Origin of the sequence: Pseudomonas sp. F9001, from assembly GCF_013385435.1 — a bacterium.
Lineage (GTDB): Bacteria > Pseudomonadota > Gammaproteobacteria > Pseudomonadales > Pseudomonadaceae > Aquipseudomonas.
On record NZ_JACAPX010000005.1, the window covers coordinates 168,383 to 188,354 of the forward strand.

Annotated in this window: 16 protein-coding genes; 6 read left to right on the plus strand and 10 right to left on the minus strand. The window is 60.4% G+C overall.

Annotated features, from left to right (window positions below; translation table 11 throughout):
• The first annotated feature begins 8 nt into the window (after positions 1 to 8).
• Positions 9 to 578 carry a CsiV family protein gene (locus HX818_RS03750; protein ID WP_003218957.1) on the plus strand — a complete coding sequence of 190 codons (570 nt, stop codon included), beginning with the start codon at positions 9 to 11 and terminating at the stop codon, positions 576 to 578.
• A 9-nt stretch (positions 579 to 587) separates the two neighbouring features.
• Positions 588 to 3,278 (plus strand): DEAD/DEAH box helicase, encoded by a 2,691-nt coding sequence (locus tag HX818_RS03755; protein WP_008437598.1) that lies wholly within the window; start codon positions 588 to 590, stop codon positions 3,276 to 3,278.
• 112 nt (positions 3,279 to 3,390) lie between these two features.
• Here HX818_RS03755 and nagZ read toward each other — a convergent pair whose 3' ends face one another.
• Together nagZ and psrA are read right to left on the minus strand one after the other, a co-directional pair.
• A complete protein-coding gene (gene nagZ / locus HX818_RS03760) occupies positions 3,391 to 4,401 on the minus strand; it encodes a beta-N-acetylhexosaminidase (protein WP_003218962.1) in 1,011 nt (336 codons plus the stop codon).
• A gap of 170 nt (positions 4,402 to 4,571) precedes the next feature.
• Complete coding sequence (gene psrA, locus HX818_RS03765; RefSeq protein ID WP_003218964.1) at positions 4,572 to 5,279, minus strand: transcriptional regulator PsrA; 708 nt, start codon at positions 5,277 to 5,279, stop codon at positions 4,572 to 4,574.
• A gap of 262 nt (positions 5,280 to 5,541) precedes the next feature.
• Here psrA and lexA point away from each other — a divergent pair, with 262 nt between their 5' ends.
• Both lexA and sulA read left to right on the plus strand, forming a co-directional pair.
• Positions 5,542 to 6,150: a transcriptional repressor LexA gene (gene lexA, locus HX818_RS03770; protein WP_003172575.1), complete on the plus strand. Its 609-nt coding sequence runs from the start codon at positions 5,542 to 5,544 to the stop codon at positions 6,148 to 6,150.
• 10 nt (positions 6,151 to 6,160) lie between these two features.
• Positions 6,161 to 6,634: an SOS-induced cell division inhibitor SulA gene (gene sulA / locus HX818_RS03775; RefSeq protein WP_003218967.1), complete on the plus strand. Its 474-nt coding sequence runs from the start codon at positions 6,161 to 6,163 to the stop codon at positions 6,632 to 6,634.
• Positions 6,635 to 6,746: 112 nt separating this feature from the next.
• Here the strand turns inward: sulA and HX818_RS03780 are convergent, their stop codons facing one another.
• The 7 genes from HX818_RS03780 to HX818_RS03810 form a co-directional block, all read right to left on the minus strand.
• The gene (locus HX818_RS03780; RefSeq protein ID WP_003218969.1) at positions 6,747 to 6,980 is read right to left on the minus strand and encodes a hypothetical protein; all 234 of its coding nucleotides are present in this window, start codon (positions 6,978 to 6,980) and stop codon (positions 6,747 to 6,749) included.
• 188 nt (positions 6,981 to 7,168) lie between these two features.
• Positions 7,169 to 7,690, minus strand: a complete 522-nt coding sequence (locus HX818_RS03785) for a DUF6586 family protein (protein ID WP_003218971.1) — start codon at positions 7,688 to 7,690, stop codon at positions 7,169 to 7,171.
• A 126-nt stretch (positions 7,691 to 7,816) separates the two neighbouring features.
• Entirely contained in the window at positions 7,817 to 10,438 is a 2,622-nt protein-coding gene (gene topA / locus HX818_RS03790; RefSeq protein ID WP_003218973.1) for a type I DNA topoisomerase, read from the minus strand.
• 114 nt (positions 10,439 to 10,552) lie between these two features.
• Positions 10,553 to 10,789, minus strand: a complete 237-nt coding sequence (locus HX818_RS03795) for a DUF1653 domain-containing protein (protein WP_008437597.1) — start codon at positions 10,787 to 10,789, stop codon at positions 10,553 to 10,555.
• Positions 10,790 to 10,886: 97 nt separating this feature from the next.
• Positions 10,887 to 12,062 (minus strand): acetyl-CoA C-acyltransferase FadA, encoded by a 1,176-nt coding sequence (gene fadA / locus HX818_RS03800; RefSeq protein WP_003218978.1) that lies wholly within the window; start codon positions 12,060 to 12,062, stop codon positions 10,887 to 10,889.
• A 29-nt stretch (positions 12,063 to 12,091) separates the two neighbouring features.
• A complete protein-coding gene (fadB, locus tag HX818_RS03805) occupies positions 12,092 to 14,239 on the minus strand; it encodes a fatty acid oxidation complex subunit alpha FadB (protein WP_003218979.1) in 2,148 nt (715 codons plus the stop codon).
• 452 nt (positions 14,240 to 14,691) lie between these two features.
• Positions 14,692 to 15,129 carry a hypothetical protein gene (locus HX818_RS03810; RefSeq protein ID WP_003218981.1) on the minus strand — a complete coding sequence of 146 codons (438 nt, stop codon included), beginning with the start codon at positions 15,127 to 15,129 and terminating at the stop codon, positions 14,692 to 14,694.
• 104 nt (positions 15,130 to 15,233) lie between these two features.
• Here HX818_RS03810 and HX818_RS03815 point away from each other — a divergent pair, with 104 nt between their 5' ends.
• Positions 15,234 to 15,671: a universal stress protein gene (locus tag HX818_RS03815; protein WP_003218985.1), complete on the plus strand. Its 438-nt coding sequence runs from the start codon at positions 15,234 to 15,236 to the stop codon at positions 15,669 to 15,671.
• Positions 15,672 to 15,869: 198 nt separating this feature from the next.
• Here HX818_RS03815 and HX818_RS03820 read toward each other — a convergent pair whose 3' ends face one another.
• Positions 15,870 to 17,789: an ATP-binding cassette domain-containing protein gene (locus tag HX818_RS03820; RefSeq protein ID WP_003218986.1), complete on the minus strand. Its 1,920-nt coding sequence runs from the start codon at positions 17,787 to 17,789 to the stop codon at positions 15,870 to 15,872.
• Between the two features lie 212 nt (positions 17,790 to 18,001).
• Here HX818_RS03820 and HX818_RS03825 point away from each other — a divergent pair, with 212 nt between their 5' ends.
• Positions 18,002 to 19,930, plus strand: a complete 1,929-nt coding sequence (locus tag HX818_RS03825) for a transglycosylase SLT domain-containing protein (RefSeq protein WP_008437594.1) — start codon at positions 18,002 to 18,004, stop codon at positions 19,928 to 19,930.
• Positions 19,931 to 19,972 lie beyond the last annotated feature (42 nt).

The following is a 19,972-nucleotide window of genomic DNA, read 5'->3' on the forward strand; positions in this document are numbered from 1 at the left end:
ACGCCCCAATGCGCCTGTTCCGCATTTTGAGCTTGTTGTTGGTGGTCGTTGCGCCTTCGGCGTTCGCCGACAGCCCGTACCTGGTGGAGATGATCCTGGTGCGCCAGAACGCCGAGCCGGTGATCAACAGCCGTGCGGCGCCGGAAAACTGGGACGCCGGCGCACCACGCCTGGGGACTGACAAAATGAGCCCGCCACGACTGGGCAATATTGTCGAGAAGCTGCAAGCCAGCAGCGACTACACCGTATTGCTGCACAAGTCCTGGGAACAGAATCTCGGTGAGCAACCGGTGAAGCTGGCCATCAGCGATGGCCAGGAACAGTTCGGCCAGTTCCCCATCGAAGGCACCCTGAACCTGCAGCTTGGGCGCTTTACCGATATCGACGCGGACTTCTGGGTTAACCAGTTCGACGCCAACGGCAGCGTCATCGCCAGCGAACACCTCAGCCAGCAAGACGTGCGCACCAAGAACAACCAGCTCAACTACCTGGACGGCGGCCACCTCGCCCTGCTGATCAAGATCACTTCGCTGACCGCCAAGCCGCCCAGCGCTCCACCGCCCGATGTCCAGGACTGATCCAGCACCATGCCCCTGACGTCGTCGTTGACCAAACCCCTGGCCCCTTCGTGGGCCAATCGCTTTAAAGAGCAAAGCCTCGAGCGTGGCCGACGCTACGCCCTGGAAAACCGCGTGCGTATCGTCGAGTCCGGCGACAGCACCATCATTGCCAGCTGCGAAGGCTCGGGTGGCAATGTCTACCGCCAGACCATCTCCCTGCGCGAATCCGCCAAGGGCACGCTGATCCTGGTGGACAGCCGCTGCACCTGCCCCGTGCACACCAACTGCAAACACATCGCCGCCGTGCTGCTCAAGGTCCAGGAAACCCTGGCCTACCCGGCGGCGGCCCAGGATGCCGAGTTGCTGGAGAAGCTCCAGGCGGTGCTGGATAACCGCGTGGTGTTGCCGCAAGTGGTGATGGAAGACGTGCAACCGGTGCCGCGCCTGTGGCTGGCGAGTATCGAGTTCAGTGCCTTCGAGCCGCGCAACGGCAAGATGCAGCGTTATATCCAGCATCGCGCAGCGTTGTCCTTCAACTATTTGGGCAACTACGTCAGCGGCCAGAAGAACGCCGACATTATCGTGCGCCAGGAACAACAGAGCCTGCGGATCAAGCGCCACCCCGAGGTGGAGCAGCAGTTTCGCGAACAGCTGCGCCTGCTGGGCTTCAAGATCGCCACCCGCCAGAGCAAGGCCCTGCCGGAAAGCGCCGGCGAGCTGTTCGAGATGGTCAATGACAGCGCGTGGCTGAACTTCACCCTGAATGCCTCGCCGAACCTGCGCGCCCAGGGTTGGGAACTACAGATCGATGAGGATTTCGGTTTTGACCTGAGCGCCGTCGACGACTGGTACGCCAGCGTCGACGAAGTGCCGGAGCGTGACTGGTTCGACTTGGAGCTGGGGATCATCGTCAACGGCGAACGCCTGAGCTTGCTGCCGATCCTGTTGAACCTGATGCGCTCCCACACCGAGATTCTCAACCCGGAAAAACTCGCCCGGCGCCGCGATGACGAACTGATCCTGGTGAACATTCCCGGCCTGCCCAACGGCCACGGCCCGCTTCAAGTGGCGCTGCCTTATGGCCGGCTGAAACCGGTGCTGGCGACCCTGGGCGAGTTCTACCTGCAAGAGCCCGGCACCACCGCGCTGCGCCTGGCCAAGGCCGACGCGATTCGCCTGAACCCGCTGGAAGACCTGCCGCTGCAATGGGAAGGCGGCGAAAAGATCCGCAACTTCGCCCAGCGCCTGCGGGACATCAAGGATTTCAGCTGCGAAGCGCCGGAAGGCTTGAACGCAACGTTGCGCCCTTATCAACTGGAAGGCCTGAGCTGGATGCAGTCGCTGCGCCAACTCGACGTCGGCGGGATTCTCGCGGATGACATGGGCCTGGGCAAAACCCTGCAAACCCTGGCGCATATTCTCAGCGAGAAAATCGCCGGACGCCTGGACCGCCCGTGCATGGTGGTGATGCCCACCAGCCTGATCCCGAACTGGCTCGACGAAGCGGCGCACTTCACGCCGCAGCTCAAAGTCATGGCGTTGTACGGCGCGGGGCGCAAGAAACATTTCCCTCAGTTGCAGGACTACGACCTGCTGCTGACCACCTACGCCCTGCTGCCCAAGGACATCGAGCAACTGGCCGCCCTGCCCTTGCACGTGCTGATCCTTGACGAAGCGCAGTACATCAAGAACCCCAACAGCAAGGCGGCCCAGGCGGCCCGCGAGCTGAACGCCCGCCAGCGCCTGTGCCTCAGCGGTACACCGCTGGAAAACCACTTGGGCGAGCTGTGGTCGCTGTTCCACTTCCTGCTGCCGGGTTGGCTGGGGGACGTGAAGAGCTTCAACCGCGATTACCGCGTACCGATCGAAAAGCGCGGCAGCGATGTGCGATTGCAGCACCTTAATGGTCGGATCAAGCCGTTCCTGCTGCGTCGCACCAAGGAGCAGGTGGCGACCGAGCTGCCGCCCAAGACCGAGATCATCCACTGGGTCGACCTCAACGAAGCCCAACGCGACGTGTACGAAACCATGCGCCTGGCGATGGACAAGAAAGTCCGCGACGAGATTACCCGCAAGGGTGTGGCGCGCAGCCAGATCATCATCCTGGAGGCGCTGCTCAAGTTGCGCCAGGTGTGCTGTGATTTACGCCTGGTCAATGATGCAACCCTGCCGGCAAAGGGCAGTAGCTCGGGCAAACTCGACAGCTTGATGGAGATGCTCGAAGAGCTGTTTGCCGAAGGCCGCAGGATTCTGCTGTTTTCCCAGTTCACTTCGATGCTGAGCCTGATCGAGGCCGAGTTGAAGAAGCGCGGCGTGGCTTATGCGCTGCTTACCGGTCAGACGCGGGATCGGCGCACGCCGGTGAAAGACTTCCAGAGCGGCAAGCTGCAGATCTTCCTGATCAGCCTGAAGGCAGGCGGCGTCGGACTTAACCTGACGGAAGCCGACACGGTGATTCACTACGACCCGTGGTGGAACCCGGCCACGGAAAACCAGGCCACCGACCGTGCGTACCGCATCGGCCAGGAGAAGCCGGTATTCGTCTACAAGATGATTGCCCGGGGCACCGTGGAAGAGAAAATCCAGCATTTGCAGCAGGAAAAGTCTGATCTGGCGGCGGGCGTTCTGGATGGGCGGACGACGGGGGATTGGAAGTTGGGGAATGAGGATATCGAGGCGTTGTTTGCGCCGTTGCCTCACAAGCAAGAGAAGCGCTGACTGTTAGATCGCCTTCGCGAGCAAGCCCGCTCCCACATTTGACCGCATATACCCTGGAGGAATGCGGTCTGATGTGGGAGCGGGCTTGCTCGCGAAGGGCGCACCGCAGTTGTCAGTCGATCAACTGAGCATCTCGCAGCGCACCCAACGCCGCCAACCAACGCGGATCCTGCTTGTACTCGGTCGACGCCACAGCCTGACCACGCATCCGAGCGATACGCGCCGACGGAGTGACCTTCATGCGCTGGGCGGCACTCAGGGCCAGCTCGGCGGCGGCGCGGTCGTTGCACACCAAGCCCATGTCGCAACCGGCAGTCAACGCCGCCTCAATACGACTGGCAGCATCACCGACCACATGAGCCCCCGCCATCGACAGGTCGTCACTGAAGATCACCCCGTCGAACTGCAACTCGCCACGCAGGATGTCCTGCAACCAGCGCCGGGAGAAGCCGGCCGGTTGCGCGTCCACTTGTGGATAAATCACATGGGCCGGCATGACGGCTGCCAGTTGCTTGCTCAGGCGCGCGAAAGGCACCAGGTCATTGGCGCGAATCTGTTCCAGGCTGCGCTCGTCGTTGGGAATGGCGACGTGGGAATCGGCTTCGGCCCAGCCGTGGCCGGGGAAGTGCTTGCCGGTGGCCGCCATACCGGCGCTGTTCATACCACGGATGAAGGCGCCCGCGAGCACGGCGGCGCGCTCGGGATCGCCTTCGAAGGCGCGAGTGCCCACGACGGCGCTGCGTTGGTAATCGAGGTCCAGCACCGGGGCGAAGCTCAGGTCCAGGCCAACCGCCAGCACTTCGGTTGCCATGATCCAACCGCACTGCTCGGCCAGTTGCTCCGCATTCGGGTTGTCGGCCAAGGCACGCATCGCCGGCAGACGCACAAACCCCTGACGCAAGCGCTGCACTCGGCCGCCTTCCTGATCGACCGCCAGCAACAGGTCCGGGCGCACGGCGCGAATCGCCGCGCTCAATTCACGCACCTGCCGAGGATGCTCGATATTGCGTGCAAAAATGATCAGGCCGCCCACCTCGGGCTGACGCAACAAGTGGCGATCCTCAGCCGTCAGCCAGGTGCCGGCAACGTCCACCATCAAAGAGCCTTGCAGGGCTTGGGTCATATAGCTTCCTTAAATAACGCACGCAGCCCGAAGCCCCCGCGAGATCGCATCGCCAGGATTGAATCTGGAGACGGACGCTCAGCGAGCGCAACGGGCTGTGGATAAATAGCTGAAATCGGCATGGGCGGCTAGCTTAGCGGATGCAAGCGGCCGCGCACACCCGGGAGGGGTTAAACCTTGGCCGGGACCGGTACTGACTTGCTGCGCGGGCGCAATTGGGCGGCGGCCATGGCCTGGTCGGTGACGCCGGTTTCGGCACGCATGCCGGCGGCGAGAAACGGCACCATCAGGCGCATGACCTGCTCGATGGAGGTGTTGACGCCGAAGTCGGTCTCGGCAATCGCACGCAGTGCCTTGATCCCGGACATGCTGAATGCCGCGGCACCGAGCATGAAGTGCACGCGCCAGAACAGTTCGATTGGCGGGATACGCGGGGCGGCTTCGTTGACCAGCAACATATAGCGGCGGAACACCTTGCCGTACATGTCTTCCAGATAGCGGCGCAGGTGGCCCTGGCTCTGGCTGAACGCCAGGCCCAACAGGCGCATGAAGATCGACAGGTCGTTGCCGCTGCGTGGCTGAACCACCAGGGCTTGTTCGACGAGGATCTCCAGCAGGTCTTCCAGGCTTGGCTTGTTTTCAGGCTTGGCCTGGCGACGCTCCAGCTCACGGTCGAGGCTGATGCAGAAAGGCCCCAGGAACCGAGAGAACACGGCCTGGATCAGCGCCTTCTTGGAGCCGAAATGGTAGTTCACTGCCGCCAGGTTGACCCCGGCCTTGCTGGTAATCAGCCGCAATGAAGTTTCAGCAAATCCTTTTTCCGCGAACAACTGCTCGGCAGCATCGAGAATGCGTTCAACGGTTTCCGACTGGGCCATGGCTACTCCGCCTGACAAACACTTGTTTGAAACATACGTTTCAAGCTATGTCTTGTCAAGCCTGCAGGTCGGTTTGCGGCTGGCCGGTCAGCTAGTTCATGGCCATTTAATCACATTCGCCAAGGTCTGTAGGCAGCGCTGTCTCCAGTGTGTAGGACAGGTGATAAATGACCGTCCAGCGGAGTGACTGAAAACGGTGATTGCCAAGCGCAGTCCACTGTATATAATCCCAGTCACTGTATAAAAAGACAGAGCGATCAACATGCTAAAACTGACGCCACGCCAAGCTGAGATTCTGGCTTTTATCAAGCGCTGCCTCGATGACAACGGCTACCCGCCGACCCGGGCGGAAATTGCGCTGGAACTGGGATTCAAGTCACCCAACGCCGCTGAAGAACACCTCAAGGCCCTCGCCCGCAAAGGCGCGATCGAGATGACCCCGGGTGCTTCACGCGGTATTCGCATCCCTGGCTTCGAAGCCAAGGCCGACGAGTCGACACTGCCGATCATCGGCCGGGTCGCTGCCGGTGCGCCGATCCTGGCGCAACAGCACGTCGAGGAATCCTGCAACATCAACCCGACCTTCTTCCATCCCCGTGCCGACTACCTGTTGCGGGTCCATGGCATGAGCATGAAGGACGTGGGCATTTTCGACGGCGACCTGCTGGCCGTCCACACCACACGTGAAGCTCGCAATGGCCAGATCGTCGTCGCCCGTATCGGCGATGAAGTGACGGTCAAACGCTTCAAGCGCGAAGGCAGCAAGGTCTGGCTCCTGGCCGAGAACCCCGAATTCGCGCCGATTGAAGTGAACCTGAAGGATCAGGACCTGGTGATTGAAGGCTTGAGCGTCGGCGTTATTCGCCGCTAACGGAGGCATCATGCAGTTCCTACAGACCCCACAACACACTCAACTGTCGCTGTTTGAGGCCTTTATGGCCCAGCCCCTTGCGCCCATCCTCAAGGAAGTGGTCGAAGCGCCCTGGAGCGCCGAACCCGAGGCGTTCAGTGAACTGTCGTTGCGCGGTGCTGCCGGGAACTGCCTGAGCCTGTTGGCGCCGATCCTTCGCGAATTGAGCGAGGAACAGGACGCCCGCTGGCTGACGCTGATCGCCCCGCCGTCCAGCCTGACCCAGGCCTGGCTGCGGGATGCCGGCCTGAACCGCGAACGCATCCTGTTGCTGCAACCCCGTGGTGCTCAAAGCGCCCAGCAGTTGACCTGCGAAGCCTTGCGCCTGGGCCGTAGCCATACGGTGGTCAGCTGGCTGAACCCGCTGACCACGGCGGCCAGGCAGCAACTGATCAGCGCCGCCCGCACAGGTGATGCGCAAAGCTTGAACATTCGGTTGGGATAAAACGATACGCGGGTAACTGACAGCTGTCAGGATCCGCCATGACGCGAGGCTTCTTCAGAATTGAGAAGCCGATCTGCACAATTGAAGCCTGTAAAAAAGTCGACAGACGGACTCAGTGAAGAATCCGCGGACCGTCTTCCTTTTCCGGTTCGCCTTCAGCCAGGCGCCCCGCCATCTGCACACCTACGCTCAACATGGCTTTTGCCACTTCCACGTGCTGGCCCTGCAGGAACGCTTTTGCGTCCTCGGAAAAATCCAAGATCACCAGAGAACCCTCGTCCTCAGCCCGGCGCAGCTCGATTCGGCCGTCGGGCAACTCAACAATTTCCAGAAAGGACGTTGGCATAAAAGTCTGTTCTCCACGAAAGGCCGGCATTATATCAGTCTTGTGGCGAGCGGGCTTGCCCGCATTGGGCTGAGCCGCGGCCCTCCGACAGCTGACACTGCCAGGCCTGAAAAGCCTTGGGGCTGCTTCGCAACCCAGCGGGAGCAAGCTCCCTCGCCACAAGAGCGGTAGTTGTCAGCGAAAAGCCTTCAGCACTCGTTCAATCCATCCCGAAACCGAATGGCCAACTTCTTCAGCTCCTGCCGCCAGCTTTCCAGCTCTTCCCGGCTCAACGGCTCGGGTCCTTCTTCGTCCAGGCTTACGGCCACGATCAGCGGCTGGGTCACATCGCCTTTGGGCGTGTGCTTCACCCGTGGCGGTTGGAACATCTCCGCGTGGGCTACCAGCAAGCGCGCCAGCCAACTGTCCGGGCTTTGCGCCATCTCCACCAGTTCGGCCAACTCCGGGATGGCCATGGACTCCAGCACATCCCGGTGGATGATCATTTCCGCACGCGGCGAGCCGGCCTGCGGCAGACGGTAGAACCCGGCGATCTCATGGCATAAGCCAAGCAAGGCGCCATACAGGTGGAACAGCGCGGCTTCACGCCCGGCCTGTACCAGCGCGATAGCGTTCATCTCCTTTCCTTCCTCGGCACGGCCAAGGGCTTCCAGGGACAAACCCGCGAAGTAAATTTTCTGGTTGGTACGGGTATAGAGTTCGTTGGCCATGAAGGCAGTCTCCACAACGAATAAAGCGTGATGCTGGCTGAACAGTGTCACGGATCAGCCAAGGCCACTGCAAGCGCAAAAAAAGGCCGCCTATCAAGGCGGCCTTTGTGCATGTAGCTGATCGTATCAAGCGCCCTGGCGCTTGTCCTCGACCTTCCACTTGCCACCGTCGTAGAACGCTTTCCAGCCGGTAGGCTTGCCTTCAACCTCGGTCTGCACGTACTGCTCCTTGGTCTTGCGGCTGTAGCGGATTACGGACGGGCGACCGTCCGGGTCCTTCTTCGGCGCTTCGCAGAGGAAGTGGTACTTCGGATCGATCTCGTCCTTGTGGGGCACGATCTCCATCACCAGCGGTGCACGGGTCTCACGGTTTTTCGGGAACTGGCTGGCAGCCAGGAACAGCCCCGAAGCACCATCACGCAGGATGTAGGTGTCGTTGACCTTCTCGCACTTGAGCTCAGGCATCTTCACCGGGTCCATCTTCGGCGGCGCTGCGTCACCGCTTTTCAGCAGTTTGCGGGTGTTCTTGCACGTCGGGTTGGTGCAACCGAAGAACTTGCCGAAACGGCCGGTCTTGAGCTGCATCTCGCTGCCGCACTTGTCGCATTCCAGGCTCGGGCCTTCGTAGCCCTTGATGCGGTAAGTGCCTTCTTCGATCTCGTAGCCGTTGCAATCCGGGTTGTTACCGCAGATGTGCAGCTTGTGCTTCTCGTCCAGCAGGTAGGCATCCATTGCCGTGCTGCAGATCGGGCAACGGTGCTTGCCACGCAATACCAGTGACTCGGATTCACCCTCGTCATCGGCCGCGATTTCATCGCCCGGCACCAGGTTGACGGTGGCCTTGCAGCGCTCTTTCGGCGGCAGGCTGTAACCCGAGCAACCGAGGAACACACCGGTGGAGGCGGTACGAATCTGCATCGGGCGACCGCAAGTGAGGCACGGAATGTCCGTCATCACCGGCTGGTTGGCCCGCATGCCGTTCTCGGCGCTTTCAGCCACTTCAAGTTTCTTTTTGAAGTCGCCGTAGAACTCGTCGAGCACGTTTTTCCAGTCGCGTTCGCCCTGGGCCACGTCATCGAGGTTCTCTTCCATGCCGGCGGTGAAGCCGTAGTCCATCAGGTTGGAGAAGCTCTCGGACAGGCGCTCGGTGACGATGTCGCCCATCTTTTCCGAGTAGAAACGACGGTTGTGCAAGGCCACGTAGCCGCGGTCCTGGATGGTGGAGATGATCGCCGCATAGGTCGAAGGACGACCGATACCGCGCTTTTCCATCTCCTTGACCAGGCTGGCTTCCGAGTAACGCGCCGGCGGCTTGGTGAAGTGCTGGGACGGGTCGAGCTTGATCAGCTTCAACACATCGCCCTGTGCCATGTCCGGCAGTACATCGTCGTCGCCCGGCTTGGCGATTTGCGGCATCACGCGGGTGTAACCGTCGAACTTGAGGATACGGCCCTTGGCGCGCAGCTCGAAGTCACCAGCACCCACGCTGACAGTCGTCGACAGGTATTGCGCCGGCAGCATCTGGCAAGCCAGGAACTGGCGCCAGATCAGCTCGTAGAGGCGCTCAGCGTCGCGCTCCATGCCGCTCAGCTTGCTTGGCTCGGTATTGGCGTCGGAGGGACGAATCGCTTCGTGAGCCTCTTGTGCGCCTTCCTTGCTGCTATAGACGTTCGGCTTCTCCGGCAGGTACTTCTTGCCGAACTCGCTTTCAATATAAGTACGCGCCATCGCCACCGCGTCTTGCGACAGGTTGGTGGAGTCGGTACGCATATACGTGATGTAGCCCGCTTCATACAGACGCTGGGCCATCATCATGGTCTTCTTCACCCCGAAGCCCAGGCGGTTGCTCGCGGCCTGTTGCAGGGTGGAGGTGATGAACGGCGCCGACGGCTTGCTGCTGGTGGGCTTGTCTTCACGCTTGACGATGCTGTAGCTGGAAGCCTTGAGCTTCTCCAGCGCGGCCATGGCCTGGGCTTCGTTGAGCGGCTTGAAGGCCTCGCCTTTCTCGCGGGCCACTTCAAAGCGTACGTTGTTGCCCTTGGCAGTGCCCAGGTCAGCGTGCACTTCCCAATATTCTTCAGGGTTGAACGCACGAATCTCGCGCTCACGCTCCACCACCAGCTTTACCGCAACCGATTGCACACGGCCGGCGGACAGGCCACGAGCGATTTTCGCCCACAGCAGCGGCGAGACCATGTAACCCACGACGCGGTCGAGGAAGCGACGGGCCTGCTGGGCATTGACGCGGTCAATGTCCAGTTCGCCCGGCTTGGAGAAGGCTTCCTGGATCGCCTTCTTGGTAATTTCGTTGAACACCACGCGCTTGTAGCGGCTGTCGTCACCCCCGATGGCTTCCCGCAGGTGCCAGGCAATAGCCTCCCCTTCGCGGTCCAAGTCGGTTGCGAGATAGATGGTGTCAGCATCCTTGGCGAGCCGGCGCAGCTCTTCGATGACCTTTTCCTTGCCCGGGAGGATCTCGTACTTGGCTTTCCAGCCATGATCGGGATCGACACCCATGCGCGAGACCAGCTGCTTGCGCGCTTTCTCTTTAGGCGTGAGCACCGGACCTTCGCCCGCAGCCGCCTTGCCGCGCTTGGCGGCAGGCTCCTTGCTGGCGCTAGCCGAACCGCTGGTGGGCAGGTCTCGGATATGGCCGATACTCGACTTCACCACGTACTCGTTACCCAAGTACTTGTTGATGGTCTTGGCCTTAGCCGGGGATTCCACAATGACCAGCGATTTGCCCATGGATCGGAAAATTCCTGAATTCGAGAAGTGAAAGGCGGTTGGCGCCTGACGCGGCAACGCTATATATAGTGGCAACAAGGTGAGGTCAAGCGCAGCATTCTGCGCGGCCTGCCTTTATTGCACGGAAAAAAGGCTGGGTTCGGCCTGCATCAAAGCAAAGCGCGGGACCTGTTCGCCGTCAACTTCGACGGTCTCCAGGAACATGCTCAAGGGACGCACCCAAAAGCCGTAATCGCCATACAGTGCTTGGTAGAACACCACTTCCTCTTCGGTCTCGGAATGCCGCGCCACATTAAAAACGCGGTACTGCGGACCTTTATAATGCTGGTAGAGCCCTGGTTCGACTTTCATGCTCTGGCCCTCTTACAAAATTTGTTAAAAAAAAATATAAAAAATTCCAAAAAACAAAAACCGGGGCACTGGGCCCCGGCTTCCGTCAACGAAACGTTTAGATACGTTCGAAGACGGTGGAGATGCCTTGGCCGAGGCCAATGCACATGGTTGCAACCCCAAGGTTGCCGCCATTTTGCTTCATCACGTTAAGCAACGTGCCGGAGATACGAGCGCCGGAACACCCAAACGGGTGACCCAAGGCAATCGCGCCGCCGTGCAGGTTAACCTTCTCGTTCATCTTGTCGAGCACTTTCAAATCTTTCAGCACTGGCAGGGCCTGTGCGGCGAAAGCTTCGTTGAGCTCGAAGAAGTCGATGTCGGAGATAGTCAGGCCTGCGCGCTTCAATGCTTTTTGTGTGGCCGGTACTGGACCATAGCCCATGATTGCCGGGTCCACACCTGCGACTGCCATCGAACGAATCACGGCCATCGGCTGGATGCCCAGGTCCTGGGCACGCTGGGCCGACATCACGATCATGCACGAAGCACCGTCAGTGATCTGCGACGAAGTACCGGCTGTCACGGTGCCGCCCTTTGGATTGAAGGCCGGCTTCAGGGCCGCCAGGCTTTCCAGGGTGGTGTCCGGACGAATGGTTTCGTCGTAGTCGAACAGTTTCAGGAAACCGTTCTCGTCGTAGCCGTTCATCGGGATGATTTCATCCTTGAACTTGCCTTCCACGGTGGCCTTGTGGGCCAACTGGTGGGAACGCAGGCCGAATGCATCCTGGGCTTCGCGGGTAATGCCGTGCATTTTGCCAAGCATTTCAGCGGTGAGGCCCATCATGCCCGAGGCTTTCGCCGCGTACAGGGACATGTGCGGGTTCGGATCCACACCGTGCATCATGCTGACGTGGCCCATGTGCTCCACGCCGCCAACCACGAACACATCACCGTTACCGGTCATGATCGCTTGGGCAGCGGTGTGCAGCGCGCTCATGGACGAGCCACACAGGCGGCTGACGGTCTGGCCGGCAGCGGTGTGCGGGATCTGCGTCATCAGGGAAGCCATGCGGGCGATGTTCCAGCCCTGCTCCAGGGTCTGGTTGACGCAGCCCCAGATCACGTCTTCGACTTCGTTCGGGTCGACCTTGACGTTGCGTTCCAGCAATTTGCTGATCAGGTGCGCCGACATGTCTTCGGCACGGGTGTTGCGGTGCATGCCGCCCTTGGAGCGGCCCATCGGAGTACGACCGAAGTCGACAATCACGACGTCTCTTGGATTCAAGCTCATAAATATTCTCGCTCTAGTCGTCTGGGCACTTAACCGAAGAAGCTCTGGCCGTTCTTGGCCATCTCGCGCAGCTTCGCAGTCGGGTGGTACAGCGGGCCCAGATCAGCGTATTGATCAGCCAGGGCAACGAACTCGGCCACACCGATGGAATCGATGTAACGCAGCGCACCACCACGGAATGGAGGGAAACCAATACCGTAGACCAGGCCCATGTCGGCCTCGGCTGCGGTTTCAACGATGCCGTCTTCCAGGCAGCGCACGGTTTCCAGGCACAGGGCGATCATCATCCAGTTGACGATGTCCTCGTCGGACACTTCACGCTGTTCGTAGATGACCGGCGCGAGTACTTCGTGAACCGATGGGTCGGCCACTTTCTTCTGCTTGCCCTTCTTGTCGGTCTCGTAGGCGTAGAAGCCCTTGCCATTCTTCTGGCCCAGGCGCTTGGCTTCGTAGAGCGCGTCGATCGCCGAGCGGCGGTCGTCTTTCATGCGGTCCGGGAAGCCTTCAGCCATTACGTCGCGACCGTGGTGGCCGGTGTCGATGCCGACCACGTCCATCAGGTACGCCGGGCCCATTGGCCAGCCGAATTTTTCCATGACCTTGTCGATGCGCACGAAGTCCACACCGGCGCTGACCAGCTTGGCGAAACCGCCGAAGTACGGAAACAGTACGCGGTTGACCAGGAAGCCCGGGCAGTCATTGACGACGATCGGGTTCTTGCCCATTTTCTTGGCGTAGGCAACGGTGGTGGCAACGGCCAGCTCGCTGGACTTCTCGCCACGGATCACTTCCACCAGCGGCATCATGTGCACCGGGTTGAAGAAGTGCATGCCGACGAAGTTTTCCGGACGCTTGAGCGCCTTGGCCAGCAAGGTGATGGAAATGGTCGAGGTGTTGGACGCCAGGATCGTGTCTTCTTTCACCTGGGCTTCAACTTCAGCCAGTACCGCCTGCTTGACCTTCGGGTTCTCGACAACCGCTTCGACCACCAGGTCGACGTGGCCGAAATCACCGTAGGACAGGGTCGGACGAATGCCGTTAAGCACTTCAGCCATTTTCGCTGCAGTCATGCGGCCTTTATCAACGCGGCCTACCAGCAGCTTCGCGGCTTCTGCCAGACCCTGCTCGATGCCGTGCTCGTTGATGTCTTTCATCAGGATCGGCGTGCCTTTGGACGCCGACTGATAGGCGATACCGCCGCCCATGATACCGGCGCCGAGTACGGCAGCCTGTTTAACGTCGCGAGCGATTTCGTCGTAGGCCTTGGCCTTTTTCTTCAGTTCCTGATCGTTCAGGAACAGACCGATCAAGCTCTGCGCGGCAGAGGTCTTGGCCAGTTTGACGAAGCCGGCAGCTTCGACTTCCAGGGCTTTGTCGCGACCGAAGTTCGCGGCCTTCTGGATGGTCTTGATCGCTTCAACCGGCGCCGGGTAGTTCGGGCCGGCCTGGCCAGCCACGAAACCCTTGGCGGTTTCGAACGACATCATCTGTTCGATGGCGTTGAGCTTGAGTTTTTCCAGCTTTGGCTGACGCTTGGCCTTGTAGTCAAATTCGCCGCTGATGGCGCCCTTGATCAGGTTCAGCGCGGCTTCTGCCAGCTTGTCGGGAGCCACCACAGCATCCACGGCGCCGACTTTCAGCGCGTCTTCAGCACGGTTTTCCTTGCCGGCGGCAATCCACTCGATGGCATTGTCGGCACCGATGATGCGCGGCAGGCGCACGGTACCGCCGAAGCCTGGGTAGATGCCCAGCTTGACTTCCGGCAGGCCGATTTTCGCGGTGGCAGACATCACGCGGAAGTCGGCGGCCAGGCACATTTCCAGACCGCCGCCCAGGGCGATGCCATTGATCGCGGCAACGGTTGGCACGTTGAGGTCTTCGAAATCGCTGAAAATCTTGTTGGCTTCGAGGTTGCCAGCCACAAGCTCGGCATCGGGCAGCTTGAAGTTGTCGACGAATTCGGTGATGTCAGCGCCGACGATGAACACGTCCTTGCCGCTGGAGACGATCACGCCCTTGACCGAAGCATCTGCTTTGATGGTGTCTACGGCCTGACGCAATTCATTCAGGGTTAGACGGTTGAACTTGTTGACGGACTCACCCTTGAGGTCGAATTTCAATTCGACGATGCCACTTTCAAGAGCCTTAACCGTGATGGCTTTACCTTCGTAAATCATCAACTGATCTCCACGATATGGAAGCTGAACAGTACACGTCGGACGCAGGATTCAGCGTAGGCACTGACGTTACCGTCGATGCTAACGCCAATTTGCCAGGCACACCCGCCAACGCGATAGTCGGGATTCTGTACGAACGGTCTGAAAGACAAACGCTCAATTCATACGCCCGTTTGATTTGGGTACGTCACCTTCAGCCAAATCCGAAGAATTGTCAATCGCTCGAAAGGGCCGCAAAAACGCGACTTTTCAGTCATTTCAGAACCCGGGGCAGCCGGCATCGCCCCGCCAATGTTTAATCATTCGCGAAATCAATAATGTGAATTTTGATTTAAAGGGCTGTACAGAACCGAATATGCGGCTAGGCTAGCGGCACGTAAAACGAATTACCGGCCTGCCTGGCCAACTCCAGCCCGATGATACTTTCGGGCTTTTTAATGCCCGCAGGAATCTCAGGCCAGCGCCTTGAGCACCGCGTCAATGTCCTGCAACACGCTCAACTCGCCCTTCTCGCCCCAGTACAGGGTGATCATTTGCTTGTCGGCTTCGACTTTGTAGACGTTCGCCGGCAGCGTCGCAAAATGTGGCAACAACTTTTCATCGACGCAGGTTTCCTGCCACTGATTGACCCAAACCCCCGGCTCCAACTGCCAGTAACTCCAGGTCACCCGCGTGGTGCCACGCCGTGGCCGGTGATACTGGGCACACGGGCTTGGCGGCTCGTGCTTGAGCCAGTGTGGCCATTCCTGGGGCGTCAGTTGCATGGCCAGGCCAATGCGCCGCGCCTCCATGCGCAAAGCCATGCGCCCGCTCGAATGGCGCGAAGGACGCAGCCACGCCAGGGGGCTTAAAACCAGCGCAAGGATTGACACCACTATCCAGACCGTCATATGTGTACTCCCGAATTTCTTGATGAGCGGATTTGACCTGACGCAACCCCATCCGCTTGAAACCAGCCATACTGAACTTATCGCTTTCCCTTGGAGGACTCCTCATGCCCTACGAACATATTCTGGTCGCCGTGGACCTGACCGAAGAATGCGACCCCGTGATCAAGCGGGCCGTAGGCCTTGCAGGCGACTCGGTGAAGCTGTCCCTGGTGCATATCGTCGAACCGATGGCCATGGCCTTTGGCGGCGATGTGCCGATGGACCTTTCCCAACTGCAGCAGCAGCAGTTCGACCAGGCCAAGGAACGCCTTGACCGGCTGATCAACAAGTACCCTGCCCTGAAAAAAGACCAGAGCCACCTGACCTACGGCCAGCCGCGCCAGGAAATCCACCACCTGGCCAAGGAGCAAGGTTGCGACCTGATCGTGGTCGGCAGCCACGGCCGTCACGGCCTGGCCTTGCTGCTGGGCTCCACCGCCAATGACGTGCTGCACGGCGCACCTTGCGATGTGCTGGCCGTGAAACTGGTCAAGAGCTCGTAAGACCAACGGCAATCCAATGTGGGAGCGGGCTTGTGTGGGAGCGGGCTTGCTCGCGAATGCGGTGGATCAGTCGACAAATATATGGACTGACACACCGCATTCGCGAGCAAGCCCGCTCCCACATCTGAACCGCGTTTCATACAAAAAACCCGGCGCTCATACAAATGAGCGCCGGGTTTTTTATTGCGCTTGAATCACTCAGGCATCCAGCTCGGCCCAGCGTTCAACCAGGGCTTCAAGCTCGCTGTTAAGCTGCTCGAGGGATGCAATCACCTTGGCGGTTTCTGCAGCCGGACGCAGGTAGAAACCCGCGTCAGCCATTTCAGCTTCAACGGCAGCAATCTGCTGTTCCTTGGCGTCGATATCACCCGGCAGTGCTTCCAGCTCACGTTGCAGCTTGTAGCTGAGCTTCTTCTTCGCAGCAGGTGCTTCCTGGGCTGGTGCCGGAGCAGCAGCCACTGGAGCAACCACGGCCGAGGTCAAGTCAGCCTTGCCGGACTTGCTCTCGGTCACGCCCAGCAGGCGCGGCGAGCCGCCCTGGCGCAGCCAGTCCTGGTAACCACCGACGTATTCACGCACCTTGCCTTCGCCTTCGAAGACCAGGGTGCTGGTGACCACGTTATCGAGGAATGCCCGGTCGTGACTGACCATCAGCACGGTGCCGTTGAAGGTCAGCAGGACCTCTTCCAGCAGTTCCAGGGTTTCCACGTCGAGGTCGTTGGTCGGTTCGTCGAGTACCAGCAGGTTGGCTGGCTTGCTGAACAACTTGGCCAGCAGCAGGCGCGCACGCTCACCACCGGACAAGGCCTTGACCGGCGTACGTGCACGCTGCGGGCTGAACAGGAAGTCGCCCAGGTAGCTCAGCACGTGGCGGCTCTGGCCGTCGATGTCGATAAAGTCGCGACCTTCGGCGACGTTGTCGATCACGGTTTTTTCCAGGTCCAACTGGTGGCGCAGCTGGTCGAAGTAGGCCACGTCGATGCGCGTGCCCTCTTCCACGGTACCGCTGGTGGGTTGCAGGCCGTTGAGCATCAGCTTGAGCAAGGTGGTCTTGCCGGTACCGTTGGCGCCGAGCAGGCCGATACGGTCGCCGCGCTGCAGGACCATGGAGAAGTCCTTGATCAGGAACGGGCCGTCCGGGTGATGGAAGCTGACGTTTTCCAGGACCATCACTTGCTTGCCGGACTTGTCGGCGGTATCCAGTTGAATGTTGGCCTTGCCGGTGCGCTCGCGACGCTCGCTGCGCTCAACGCGCAAGGCTTTCAGGGCGCGTACGCGGCCTTCGTTACGGGTGCGGCGGGCCTTGATGCCCTGGCGGATCCAGACTTCTTCCTGGGCCAGCTTCTTATCGAACAGGGCATTGGCGGTTTCTTCCGCAGACAGCGCGGCTTCCTTGTGCACCAGGAAACTGGCGTAGTCGCCATTCCAGTCGATCAGGCCGCCACGGTCCAGTTCGAGGATGCGGGTTGCCAGGTTCTGCAGGAAGGAACGGTCGTGCGTGATGAACAGCACGGCGCCCTGGAAATCCTTGAGGGCTTCTTCAAGCCAGGCGATTGCGCCGATGTCCAGGTGGTTGGTCGGTTCGTCGAGCAGCAACAGATCCGGCTCGGAAACCAGGGCCTGGGCCAGCAGGACGCGGCGACGCCAGCCGCCGGACAATTCGGCGAGGGTCTTGTCGGCGGGCAGTTGCAGGCGACTCAGGGTGCTGTCGACCAATTGCTGCAAGCGCCAGCCGTCGCGGGCTTCGAGGTCTTGCTGGACGTGCATCAGCTTGTCCAGGTCGGCTTCGGTGACGCAGTTCTGTGCCAGGTGATGGTATTCGGCGAGCAGTGCGCCCACGCCGTCGAGGCCTTCGGCAACCACGTCGAACACTGTCCGTCCGTCGGCCACCGGCAATTCTTGCGGCAATTCGCCAATCTTGAGGCCCGGGGCGCGCCAGACAGAGCCGTCATCGGGCTTCTGGTCGCCTTTTACCAGCTTCATCATGCTGGACTTGCCGGTGCCGTTGCGGCCGATGATGCACACCCGCTCACCACGGGCGATCTGCCAGGACACCTTGTCCAACAACGGCATAGCGCCGAAAGCAAGGGACACATCGCTGAATTTGAGCAGGGTCATACGCTTCTCCAAAAACTGGGCGCGCATTCTACCTGACTTAGGGCTCGAGGCGGCCGGCATTTTCGCCGCTGACACGTTCTGTTGGACATTTCAGATGAACTTGAACGAAGCGACCGGCAAAGCTTTCACCGGTTGCGGGCAAAAGGCTAAGCTAGGGGCAATCAGTGTCGGCGACGTCGGCACTAGTCCAGATTCCTCTGCACGGACGTCTCATGCGCAGTCGCCTTTTCAGCTTTTTATCTTGTCTGCTTCTTTCTGCCACCGCCGTTCAATCCGCCCAGGCCGTGGACCTCACCACCCAACGTCAATATTACGATGAAGCCAAACGAGCCCTCGCCAAAGGCGACAGCGGCCCGTATTTCCAATACAGCCAGGCCCTGGCCGACTACCCGTTGACGCCGTACCTCGCCTACGACGAGCTCACGGCGCGACTGAAAACCGCCAGCAACGAGGAGATCGAACAATTCCTCGCCAAGAACGGCGACCTGCCCCAGGCCAACTGGATGAAACTGCGCTGGTTGCGCTGGCTGGCCGACCGTGGCGACTGGCAAACCTTTGAAAAGTACTACGACGCCAAACTCAATTTCGTCGAACTGGACTGCCTCCATGGCCAATTCCAGCTGACCCACAACCAAAAAGCCGAAGGTTATAAAACCACCGAGAAGCTGTGGCTGACCGGTAAATCCCAGCCTGCGGCCTGTGATGCCACCTTTGGCCAGTGGGCCGCCGACGGCCAACTGACCGAACAGAAAATCTGGGACCGCGCCAAGCTGGCCGCCGAAGCCCGCAACTATCCGTTGGCCAACAGCCTGGTGAAGACCCTGCCGACCCTCGGCGCCCAGGGCCGCCTGATGGTGGACGTGGCACAGAAGCCCGACATGCTCGGCGACCCATCGCGCTTTCTGCCGGCCAACGAAGCCATGTCCGACGCCGTAGGCCTGGGCCTGCGCCGCCTGGCACGCCAGGACCCGGACAAGGCCATGGCCCTGCTCGACGGTTATGCCAGCAGCATGCACTTCTCTCGTGACGAAAAAGTGTCGATCGCCCGGGAAATCGGCCTGACCCTGGCGCGTCGCTACGACCCGCGCGCCCTCGACGTGATGACCAAATACGATCCGGAACTGCGGGACAACACCGTTTCCGAATGGCGCCTGCGCCTGCTGTTGCGCCTGGCCCGCTGGGAAGACGCCTACCAGTTGACCCGCAAGCTGCCCCAGGATTTGGCCACCACCAACCGCTGGCGCTACTGGCAGGCCCGCAGCCTGGAACTGGCAGAGCCGAAGAACCCGCAAGCCCTGGTGATGTACAAGGGCCTGGCCAAGGAGCGCGACTTTTACGGTTTCCTGGCGGCGGATCGCTCCCAGTCCCCGTACCAACTGAACAACAAGCCACTGGTGATGAGCCAGGCGCTGATGAACAAGGTACGCAACACACCGGGCGTGCGCCGCGCCCTGGAGTTCTACGCCCGTGGCCAGATCGTTGATGGCCGCCGCGAGTGGTACCACGTCAGCCGGCATTTCAACCGCGACGAAATGGTCGCCCAGGCCAAGCTGGCCTATGACATGAAGTGGTACTTCCCGGCGATCCGCACCATCAGCCAGGCGCAGTACTGGGACGACCTGGACATCCGCTTCCCGATGGCCCACCGCGACACCCTGGTGCGCGAAGCCAAGGTCCGCGGCGTGCATTCCAGCTGGGTATTTGCGATCACCCGCCAGGAAAGCGCCTTCATGGACGACGCGCGCTCCGGCGTCGGCGCCACCGGCCTGATGCAACTGATGCCCGGCACCGCCAAGGAGACTGCGCGCAAGTTCAGCATCCCGCTGGCTTCGCAACAGCAGGTGCTCGACCCGGACAAGAACATCCAGCTCGGCGCCGCCTACCTGAGCCAGGTCCACGCCCAGTTCAACGGCAACCGCGTGCTCGCCACCGCCGCCTACAACGCCGGCCCGGGCCGTGTACGCCAATGGCTGCGCGGCGCCGATCACCTGAGTTTCGATGTGTGGGTGGAAAGCATCCCGTTCGACGAAACCCGCCAGTATGTGCAGAACGTGCTGTCTTATTCGGTGATCTACGGGCAGAAGCTCAATGCACCGCAGCCGCTGGTGGATTGGCATGAGCGGTATTTTGATGATCAGTAAGTAACGCTGTCCCATAAAAAATGCCCACATTGAGAGATGCGG